At 38.9% G+C, this 6,370-nt stretch carries 13 protein-coding genes; 3 read left to right on the top strand and 10 right to left on the bottom strand.

What is annotated here, in order from left to right:
* From B5F91_RS12240 to B5F91_RS12200, 9 genes are all read right to left on the bottom strand, one after another.
* The coding region (locus B5F91_RS12240) for an AAA family ATPase (RefSeq protein WP_158099918.1) at positions 1 to 788 on the bottom strand (788 nt) is incomplete at its 3' end.
* A 141-nt stretch (positions 789 to 929) separates the two neighbouring features.
* Positions 930 to 1,418, bottom strand: coding sequence for a hypothetical protein (locus tag B5F91_RS12235; RefSeq protein WP_087429355.1), 489 nt, complete (start codon positions 1,416 to 1,418; stop codon positions 930 to 932).
* Positions 1,419 to 1,503: 85 nt separating this feature from the next.
* Entirely contained in the window at positions 1,504 to 1,842 is a 339-nt protein-coding gene (locus tag B5F91_RS12230) for a hypothetical protein (protein ID WP_144025115.1), read from the bottom strand.
* Entirely contained in the window at positions 1,832 to 2,173 is a 342-nt protein-coding gene (locus B5F91_RS12225; RefSeq protein WP_087429353.1) for an ATP-binding cassette domain-containing protein, read from the bottom strand. The genes B5F91_RS12230 and B5F91_RS12225 overlap by 11 nt, the downstream gene beginning before the upstream one ends.
* Complete coding sequence (locus tag B5F91_RS14990; RefSeq protein WP_239416427.1) at positions 2,170 to 2,562, bottom strand: HNH endonuclease signature motif containing protein; 393 nt, start codon at positions 2,560 to 2,562, stop codon at positions 2,170 to 2,172. The genes B5F91_RS12225 and B5F91_RS14990 overlap by 4 nt, the downstream gene beginning before the upstream one ends.
* A gap of 245 nt (positions 2,563 to 2,807) precedes the next feature.
* Positions 2,808 to 3,104, bottom strand: a complete 297-nt coding sequence (locus tag B5F91_RS12215; protein WP_087429361.1) for a nucleotidyltransferase domain-containing protein — start codon at positions 3,102 to 3,104, stop codon at positions 2,808 to 2,810.
* Positions 3,105 to 3,297: 193 nt separating this feature from the next.
* Complete coding sequence (locus tag B5F91_RS12210) at positions 3,298 to 3,570, bottom strand: hypothetical protein (protein WP_087429352.1); 273 nt, start codon at positions 3,568 to 3,570, stop codon at positions 3,298 to 3,300.
* Positions 3,571 to 3,668: 98 nt separating this feature from the next.
* Positions 3,669 to 4,031, bottom strand: coding sequence for a hypothetical protein (locus B5F91_RS12205; protein WP_144025114.1), 363 nt, complete (start codon positions 4,029 to 4,031; stop codon positions 3,669 to 3,671).
* Positions 4,019 to 4,417 carry a hypothetical protein gene (locus tag B5F91_RS12200; protein ID WP_087429350.1) on the bottom strand — a complete coding sequence of 133 codons (399 nt, stop codon included), beginning with the start codon at positions 4,415 to 4,417 and terminating at the stop codon, positions 4,019 to 4,021. The genes B5F91_RS12205 and B5F91_RS12200 overlap by 13 nt, the downstream gene beginning before the upstream one ends.
* A 245-nt stretch (positions 4,418 to 4,662) precedes the next feature.
* Here B5F91_RS12200 and B5F91_RS15220 point away from each other — a divergent pair, with 245 nt between their 5' ends.
* From B5F91_RS15220 to B5F91_RS12190, 3 genes are all read left to right on the top strand, one after another.
* Complete coding sequence (locus tag B5F91_RS15220) at positions 4,663 to 4,758, top strand: smalltalk protein (protein WP_158099917.1); 96 nt, start codon at positions 4,663 to 4,665, stop codon at positions 4,756 to 4,758.
* Between the two features lie 78 nt (positions 4,759 to 4,836).
* Complete coding sequence (locus B5F91_RS12195; RefSeq protein ID WP_087429349.1) at positions 4,837 to 5,298, top strand: HU family DNA-binding protein; 462 nt, start codon at positions 4,837 to 4,839, stop codon at positions 5,296 to 5,298.
* 80 nt (positions 5,299 to 5,378) lie between these two features.
* Positions 5,379 to 5,795, top strand: a complete 417-nt coding sequence (locus B5F91_RS12190) for an N-acetylmuramoyl-L-alanine amidase (protein ID WP_087429348.1) — start codon at positions 5,379 to 5,381, stop codon at positions 5,793 to 5,795.
* 9 nt (positions 5,796 to 5,804) lie between these two features.
* Here B5F91_RS12190 and B5F91_RS12185 read toward each other — a convergent pair whose 3' ends face one another.
* On the bottom strand, positions 5,805 to 6,338 hold the full coding sequence (locus B5F91_RS12185; protein WP_087429347.1) for a UpxY family transcription antiterminator: 534 nt from the start codon (positions 6,336 to 6,338) through the stop codon (positions 5,805 to 5,807).
* Positions 6,339 to 6,370: the final 32 nt, after the last annotated feature.

The raw sequence follows: 6,370 nt of genomic DNA, 5'->3' as shown, positions 1-6,370 counted from the left end.
TTCTCATATGTAGAATTGTTTTTATTCAGTATAAGTTCTATATCTAAAATGGAGTGCTTTTTATAAATTAAAGACACTTTTTTAATCTTAAGTACATCTTCTTTTTTGTTTGATTTTGTAAAAAGTAATTCAAATGATAAATTAAAAGTTTCATCTTCTATCTGTATGATATCTTTTACATTTCTTAGAAAATCATATAATAATTCTATATGTTTTTTTTCATTGAGTAGAACCTCTTTTTTGATATTTATTAAATAGTATCTTAATTTATCAGAATACGTATTGCTACTATTATTCATGATAGATTCTATAGTTGTATATAATTTTATAAATTTTTGTTTTGAAGCATAAACTTGGGTGTCTATTTCCTGTTTCTGATTAAGGAATTGATTTATATTTATATTTATATTATTCTTTAATCTGTAATCAGGAAAACTAGACAGAAGTTCTATTGGCTGAAATAAAATATCAATAAAATCCTCTAATAAACCACCTTTTAATAGTTCCAATAATGTTGAATTATTAAAATCAAAACCAATAACTATATTATTTTCAGTTTTTTTATTTCTAAATATATTTTCACATTCACCCATACTCACGTTTTCACCATGTAATCTAAGAGCTGATTTGTAGTTTCTTGAATTAGCCGTTTGTTGTAGCATTAACAATAAATTAATTATACTACTTTTACCAACACTATTAGCTCCCAATAATATGGTTATAGGCTTTATTTTTATTTCTCCTTTCTCAAAGGCTTTGTAATTCTGAAATGAGATTTTTTGTATCATAAATAATAAAAATAATTGTTTAATTTAGGACATCCCTTTTGAAAAGACACTAAACAATGCCCTAAACCGAGTTATGTTAAAAATTAGTCTTGAATAATTAATACAAGGTTGTAGCCAAGGCGATTTTTGCCGGAATCCTATTCACTTACAGCCTTCTAACGAGTTTAGAAACGCCAGCATCTGAAATTCTTTGTAACTCGGTGCCTTTCCCGTTTTCTCTGTGATGGACAGAATGGTCGGCAAACTGTTGGAAAGCGACTCACGTACACAATCTGGCATCAGCATCTTCCATTCATTGGCCGCGAAATCTTCGAAAGTCAATATTAGCGCGTATTTCTGCAACTTATATTGTGTCTTACGCATTTTTTTGGTGAGGTATTGGTTCGGACCTGCCTTCACAAACTCGTCCACTAATTGCAGTTCACTCTTGCTCAGGCTACACAGCACGGCAAGGGGATTGTCTAAAATCTCCTGCGCAATGCGGCGTGCCGTCTCTTCCTTTCTTAGATTTGGGCTGACATAGAGACCGAGTTTCTTGCAGGTATCCAACATGTTTTCTTTTGTGCAGACCATCAGCATGGATGCCAAACTGATGTCGGACGTGAAATCGGTGTGTTTGATAGTAATCATGATTCTTATTCGCAACGAAGATAAAGCTTTCAGTCAATGGCTGATTTTGGGCTGATTACCTACTTTTTACGAGTATCTTTAATGTTTACGATACAGGTTTCAGAATAGGTTTTCCATTATTTACTTCCCATCGTCGTATATTTCCATAAAGCAATGTTCTTTGAAATGCATTCATATCGAAACAAGGATATAACGCAAACTTAATCTTTTCCTCATTTAGGTTATTTTTATGATGGGTAGATTTCAAATAGAAACATAATCTTTGAATAAAATCATGCCCATTTATAAATTCCCAATCAGAACACTCTTGATGTCTTTCTATAAAATCGTCTAAATCGTCCTTCTCTATCAAACCATGACTGGAAGCTGGGTTATAACAACTTGTATGCAAAAAGTCATAGTTTTTCAGTTTATCAGCGGTCATTTTCCTTTAATGCTATTTTTGCCTGAGATTGTAATGTTCCACTTAAGTCTACAGTATCTTTGTCTGATAACAATGTATAATCAAGCTGTGCAACAGCAGACTTTTGTATTTCTATATATTTATCCGAATCAAACAAAATTAAAATCCGCCTAAACTCTAAGAAATAAAAAAACCAAAATTCACAATTCAATAAATGCCTGATAATGTTTAATATCGTTGTTTTACCATAACCATTAGGACCGGTAAGAATGCTTACATTCTCTCCCTGAGGTATCTTAATATCATAATTATAGATGCCAAATAACTTTTCTATGGCAATTCCTTTAATCATAATTCATAAAGTTTTTTTAGCTCTTCCACTAACTTTTGATTGACGGTATAATTGGCCTCAGTTTGAATGTTCACGCTCTTTTCTGATGTGACAACAGCAAGATAATCGGGGAAATCATCACCCTTGCTTCTATTATTTTGCCAATTCATCGGACGTAAATTGATAAAATGATTATCTCCTCCTTTTGCTGTAGGATAAACATGGTCTATTTCCCATCCCAACATACTTTCTGTATTTCCATATTTATCTCGTGCAATCCATGCACCGGCAAAATCTTGACGATATAAATTTGCATCATATCCATCAACAGATATTCCTTTTTCCCAAATTTCCTGAATAACGTCTGGAGCGGTTATATCGATTATCATATCATTATCGATCATATTCATGATTTTTTTTGCAAATATAAAAAGTTTTATCAAAACATCACTGGTATATCATGTGGATTTATTGCTTCTTATCATATTTTAGTAAGAAAGTTTATGTAAGCACTCTATTTAAGGCATTCCAGTTTTTAGTACCCTCTGGAGAAAGCAAATAATCGTCAGCATTAGACATACCTTTATTCCATTCTTGCAATAAAAGAATAGAATGTTCTACCTGTCTTAAAGTCAACAATATTCTTTCTTTCCGCTCACGACAACACATAGATACGGTCTTTTTCGATTTCTTTTTGTAACAAGGCATTCATATTGCGATGCATACGAACTACGTCCACACGACTGTCTAACAATTTTTCAAGAAACATACCTAATTCCACAAAACGATAAAGCTTCGGTTCCATTTCTACACAAATATCTACATCACTATCTTCTGTTTGTTCGTTTCGGGCTACGGAGCCAAACAAGCAAAGTGTACGGACATCAAATTGTTCACGCAAAATCGTTGCACACGATTGTAATAACTTGATATATTCATCTTTTGTCTTCATGTTAGCTCCTCCTTTTCTGCAAATATAAGCATTTATTCCGCCAAATGCAAGCAATCGGGAATATTTCGGCGCTGCAAACGCAGCTAGCTGCATCGGGCTACGAAGCCGGATGATTGGGGAAACGAAGCAGGCTTCGGAGGCGGATGAAGCCGTATGCATTTTTGTCAGCTAACGGCAGACATTCTGGCAGGCTTTATTCTTCGTCTTCCGTCTTCTCTTTTTGAGGCTCTAGCCTGTCTATATAATCGAAAAACAGCTTATGCAACAGGCTTTTTGCCTCTTCTTCGGTCAACTTAACCCCTTTTGCCTCAGCTTTCTCGCATAACTCATCGACCAACGTTTTTTTACCGTCTTTCTTTTTCGTGCGCCACTCCAGAATCTTCAGATGAAGCCCGATACAGAGCAGCACCCCTACCACATAACCTATGCTCAACAAGACATCGGAACAAACAAACGAATCAGCCATCGGGATATGCCATGCTTATACATTCTCCAAAAACGTGCGGCCAGCATTCGCTCGATGAGTGGCTTCATTCTGCAAAAACCCAGTTTTCCGGCTGGGCGTTACTTGTCTTCGTTGATGGTTTGGGAAGAATCCTTGCCTGTGCTTAACTGGTGGATTGTCCCTCTGTTTTCTATGTCAATATGGTTGGTGGTGCTTGAAATATGAAAGACGGCATGACGTTTCTTCTTGCCGCGCACCTTCTTTCTTTCCGGAAGTATCAGGTCTAAAAACCAAACGACAACCGCCAACAATACCGTGTAAGCGATTGCATGCCATACCAATGTCCCGAAAGTATATCCACACAGCATTTCATCCTCTATTTCGAAAACATAGATGCAGACCGTAACGAACAGCCACCCGAGAGTGACCCGAAACAGGTCTGAAAGGCAAATTTGTAATTTGCGGTGCACTATCGTTTCCATTTATTTTGGTCTACCATTTTGTTGATTTGCTCGCGTACATTGTTGACGGAATTGCCGTGGGTAAGATTCGGCGTAAAAGACAACAAAGAGTTGATGAAATCTTTCTTTACCACGACATAGCGGTCGATATTGGGAAGGTCGGACAGGGAAGCCACTACCTTGAAAGCAATTTCACGGGCTGTGGTGACCAAAGCCAGTTGGGCTATAACCGCCTCGCGCCGAGAGGCTTCCTGCAAATAAACCGCCAATGCCTGCTCTTCGGGAGAACAACTGAGCTTTTCTTCGGAGACAGTACCGTCTTTCTCCTCCTTATTATTATATATCAATGTAGCATGATCGCCTGTACTAAGCTGATGAATAGTACCGAAATTATTGAATTGTTCCATAGAAATAGGATTATGAATACCTCTTAAACGCAGGATTACCGAACAAATCCCGAACGGATTTTAAACGGTTCCGAACGCGCTTTCTTTCGCCTCATCCCCGCTCTATCTTTGCATTGTCAATCAACGACAAACGGTCTATGACTTATTGAAATTGAAAATTGAAAATTGAGACGAAGGATATCAAACTATCAATTATCAACTCTCAACTATCAACTACAAATTATTAACTATAAACTAATAAACGTATGGAAAAGAAAAACATTTGGGGTATTATTATCCAAACATTAATCACAATCCTCACAGCAATCGGTACAACATTAGGTATTACCAGTTGCATGTAACCGAATGACAAATAACCTTTTAAATGAAAATCTATCTAAAAACAAACCTTTTTTATAAACCTAAAAAACTTTAAGCTTATGATTAATTATTCTGTATGCCTCTTAGGCAACCCTCAAGACGAAATGGCACCCGAAAAAGCGTATGCAAAACCGCAAATGGCTGAACTTATGTCGTTCAACAAGTTCGTGAAACACATTGCCGACCACAACGGCGTATATACCCGCGGTACGGTGAAAGGCGTTATCTCGGATATGTGCGAATGCCTGGTAGAAATGCTCTTGGAAGGCAAGAAAGTGCAACTGGGCGACTTGGGAAACTTCTGGATTTCCCTCAGTTCGGAAGGTGCCGAAAACCTCAAGGCGTTTACTGCTGCCAATATCACTTCGGTCAATATCATTTTCACGCCTGGCGATGATTTCCAAAATCTGCTGTCACGCGCCGAGTTCAACCCCGTCAGCAGCCGTTCTGCTCAAAAAGCTACGTTGAAAGCAGAGAAGGAAGGACTAAGCACGGTAGACCTGGAAGCCGCAAAAGCGTAATTCTTTAAATTAAAAGTTGATAATTGAGAGTTGATAGTTGATAATACACCGCGTCTCTACCACTTAAAACTTAAACACCTATGCGAGACATTTCTTTAATCATCATTCATTGCTCCGGCAATCAGGAAGGCAGCCCTTTGCGCTGCAAAGACATTGACAACTATCACCGTTCGATTGGCTGGAACGGGTGCGGCTACCATTACGTGATACCTACCAGCGGAGCCATTGAAGAAGGACGCTCTCTGAAACAAGCCGGCGCCCATTGTAAGACACATAACCGGCATAGCATCGGTATCTGTTACATCGGAGGACTGTCGAAAGAAGGCATGCCTAAAGACACACGCACTTCCGCACAACGTACAGCCCTACGGCGTTTATTGGAAAAACTGCACCGGGAATATCCGCAAGCCCTTATCGTGGGACACCGGGACCTGAATCCACAAAAGACATGCCCCTGTTTCAACGTAATTGCGGAATACCTGGATTTGGAACCGTAAGGGAGGAAGTCAGAGCAACTGGATAAACTCCGGTTCTACCTCTACGGTTGCAGCCAGAAGCGAAGGCAATTCGACCAACAACCGCTTGACCTTTGAGCCACGAACCGTTATCAAGCTGCCTTCGTATCCGTCAAGTTGTCCTCCGATCATGCGAATCTTACGGTTGCGCATATCGGGGGTAACTTCCTCCGGAAGATAATATTGAGGAGAAGCTGACGACTCTACTGCCCGTATGAACTGCTCCATATCCTTTTCGCGTACCGTCATAGGCACCCGATAAGTATGGCGCAAGAAACGGTATTGGAAAGTAGGAACTTCTTCGACGAGAGGGTCAATCACCGAACGGGTATCGTAAACGAAAAGCAAGTCTTGCATGTAAGGCACTTCTCTCCGCTGCCGCTTGCCCTTGCATACCTGTATTTTCCAAATCATCGGAGTGAAATACCGGATTCCTTTTTCCCGCAACATCAAGTATGCCGGATGCTTGGCATTCGGGCGAGTCAAGTCGCGCATGACAAACCATTGCTTCGTTTGATTATCCATTTAACGGATGATTTATTAAAAGACAATTCTAC

It is taken from the genome of Bacteroides sp. An322, assembly GCF_002161765.1.
In the GTDB taxonomy this organism is placed as follows: Bacteria; Bacteroidota; Bacteroidia; order Bacteroidales; family Bacteroidaceae; genus Phocaeicola; species Phocaeicola merdavium.
This window is presented reverse-complemented; position numbering and strand designations above follow the sequence as displayed.

What these genes read in the sequence shown, in the direction of transcription:
- B5F91_RS12230 (WP_144025115.1), bottom strand. Translation starts at nt 1,842, where the DNA reads ATGACCGCTGATAAACTGAAAAACTATGACTTTTTGCATACAAGTTGT.
- B5F91_RS12200 (WP_087429350.1), bottom strand. Translation starts at nt 4,417, where the DNA reads ATGGAACAATTCAATAATTTCGGTACTATTCATCAGCTTAGTACAGGC.
- B5F91_RS12205 (WP_144025114.1), bottom strand. Translation starts at nt 4,031, where the DNA reads ATGGAAACGATAGTGCACCGCAAATTACAAATTTGCCTTTCAGACCTG.
- B5F91_RS12190 (WP_087429348.1), top strand. Translation starts at nt 5,379, where the DNA reads ATGCGAGACATTTCTTTAATCATCATTCATTGCTCCGGCAATCAGGAA.
- B5F91_RS12210 (WP_087429352.1), bottom strand. Translation starts at nt 3,570, where the DNA reads ATGGCTGATTCGTTTGTTTGTTCCGATGTCTTGTTGAGCATAGGTTAT.
- B5F91_RS14990 (WP_239416427.1), bottom strand. Translation starts at nt 2,562, where the DNA reads ATGAATATGATCGATAATGATATGATAATCGATATAACCGCTCCAGAC.
- B5F91_RS12225 (WP_087429353.1), bottom strand. Translation starts at nt 2,173, where the DNA reads ATGATTAAAGGAATTGCCATAGAAAAGTTATTTGGCATCTATAATTAT.
- B5F91_RS12235 (WP_087429355.1), bottom strand. Translation starts at nt 1,418, where the DNA reads ATGATTACTATCAAACACACCGATTTCACGTCCGACATCAGTTTGGCA.
- B5F91_RS12185 (WP_087429347.1), bottom strand. Translation starts at nt 6,338, where the DNA reads ATGGATAATCAAACGAAGCAATGGTTTGTCATGCGCGACTTGACTCGC.
- B5F91_RS15220 (WP_158099917.1), top strand. Translation starts at nt 4,663, where the DNA reads ATGGAAAAGAAAAACATTTGGGGTATTATTATCCAAACATTAATCACA.
- B5F91_RS12195 (WP_087429349.1), top strand. Translation starts at nt 4,837, where the DNA reads ATGATTAATTATTCTGTATGCCTCTTAGGCAACCCTCAAGACGAAATG.
- B5F91_RS12215 (WP_087429361.1), bottom strand. Translation starts at nt 3,104, where the DNA reads ATGAAGACAAAAGATGAATATATCAAGTTATTACAATCGTGTGCAACG.